The organism is Paenisporosarcina sp. P4_E4_2 (assembly GCF_056401595.1).
This window is the reverse complement of sequence record NZ_JBFUJC010000493.1, coordinates 1-1588: the sequence shown is the minus strand read 5'-3', so window position 1 is coordinate 1588 and position 1588 is coordinate 1. Positions and strand designations below refer to the sequence as shown.

At 30.5% G+C, this 1588-nt stretch carries 2 protein-coding genes; one reads left to right on the top strand and one right to left on the bottom strand.

Features of this window, described 5'->3' with window-relative positions:
- Positions 1-322: 322 nt before the first annotated feature.
- Entirely contained in the window at positions 323-1261 is a 939-nt protein-coding gene (locus AC1DSB_RS19030) for a helix-turn-helix transcriptional regulator (protein ID WP_477587390.1), read from the bottom strand.
- A 105-nt stretch (positions 1262-1366) separates the two neighbouring features.
- Between AC1DSB_RS19030 and AC1DSB_RS19025 the strand changes: the two genes are divergently transcribed.
- Positions 1367-1588 (top strand): DJ-1/PfpI family protein (locus AC1DSB_RS19025; protein WP_477587389.1); only part of this gene is annotated, 222 nt, incomplete at its 3' end.

Here is a 1588-nt window from a genome sequence, read left to right as displayed (position 1 = left end):
ATGATATACCTCTTTTTCACCTTATTCATTATCATCAAGCCCCCTCGGAAAATATTTATTCTTCTTCAACTAACCTGCATCGTTTGTTGAAGAAGAATAAAGAGCTGTCTTAGGAGCTCCATGATTTCAATTCATATGTACAAATTTCTCTTTTAAAGTGATGTATTCTCTATCTAAAATACTCATAAATACATCTGTCTCGTACTTTCCTTCAATAAATGCTCCTTCCCTCTCAATGCGCCCGATGATCTTTAACTAAAGCACCTGTTAGTTGAATAAGTTCAACAAAATGATTATAGATGAATGACTTTATTATTGTTTCCTATACCAAATCACGGTATAAATCACTCAATACTAAAATTTTCTTTTTTATTTCAGCTCTTAACTCTATGGGTTCAACTACTTTTGCATGCTTTCCCATTTGTATGAAATAATCAGCCAAAAAGTCGATTTCTGCTTCACTTATTGAACCCTTAATGACTCCATAACCTTTACTGTCTATTGATATTTGATAATATAGCGAAACATTAGATTTAAATTTTTCTACTCCTTCTGGTGTTAATTCCACAATAAGCTCATACTCTTTTTTTGTTGTGAAAATGTTAATAATATCATTTAAGTTGGTTTCTTTTAGATTCATCTTGTCATTTCTTGCACTTAATCCGATCTCTGATATCCGATCGCAACGAAAAAGTCTAAATTCCTTCCTAAGATAACAATACGAAGGACAATACCATCTTCCATACTGAGAAAATAATCCAACTGGTTGAATTTCTCTTTTAACCCCTAAGTATGAAATCCAAAGCGGCTCATTTCCTATTGCCGCAATAAATAGCTCTTTTAATAGGGGACTTTCTTTACTCTGATTATCTATTTTGAAATCAATCTTATTTTTGATTAAATCAATTTCATCTTTCATCTTTCCGTTTAAGTTCAGATAGAATTTTTTGATGATTGAATTATATTCCGATTCAAAAGGTAGGCTAATAAAATGTTTTAAAGATAAAAGAGCAAAAAAGATAGAGAAAGTTTCCTCTTTTGTAAAAGAGACAGCAAGTAGATTTTTTTCTTCCAAAACTTGATATCCTCCATTAGCTCCTACCTCTGAAATTAATGGAACCCCTAAAATACTTAGTTCTTCTAAATCCCTAAGAATCGTTCTTCTTGAAACATTAAATTCTTTTGCTAAATCATCTACCTTAAACTTTTTGACTCGATTAATATACAACCTTAATTCATTTAATCTAATTGCCTTACTCAAAATTTTCACCCTTTTGCTAATTGTGTCATCATTTGTCACTATTACAATATATACTAAAGACAGTATCAAATAGAATTTTTATAATTTAATTTGGAGGGATTAAGAATGAACCAAACTGAGAAAAAAGAGATTTTAATTGTAGTGTTGGAGGAATTCGCTGATTGGGAAATGTCTTATGTAGCAGCTTTTTTAAATAATACAGACAAGTACATCACTAAGATAGTTAGTGTAAGTGAGGGTGTTATAAAGTCAATCGGCGGATTAAATGTCCTTCCAGATTATACCTTAAAAAGTATACCTGAAATCTTTTATGGTTTAATACTAATC